Genomic DNA, 241 nt, shown 5'->3' with positions numbered 1-241 from the left:
ATCTCCCGGGCGGGGACGCCGGTGGCCTTCGCACCTTCGAGGAACTTGTCCGCGAAGGCCGGGTCGTCGTCCGGCCCGGTGACGAAATAGCCGCCCGTGGTCTCGATCGCCTCGGACTGGATCCTGGAGAGGATCGCGTTCTCCTGGGCGCACTCCGTCGCAGAGAGCGGGTCACTGACCACATAGCGTCCGCCCGAGTGCAACAGGCCGTGGAACCGTCCGGTGGTGCCTTGGCCCAGGT

The 241-nt window shown here is 68.0% G+C and carries 1 pseudogene; it reads right to left on the bottom strand.

The window, feature by feature from the left end:
* A pseudogene (locus BN358_RS23175) lies at window positions 1–241 on the bottom strand (anaerobic glycerol-3-phosphate dehydrogenase subunit A); the annotation flags it as partial.

This window comes from Sedimentibacter sp. B4, from assembly GCF_000309315.1.
Taxonomy (GTDB): domain Bacteria; phylum Bacillota; class Clostridia; order Tissierellales; family Sedimentibacteraceae; genus Sedimentibacter; species Sedimentibacter saalensis.
The sequence above is the reverse complement of the archived record's forward strand: the minus strand, read 5'-3'. Positions and strand labels throughout refer to the sequence as shown.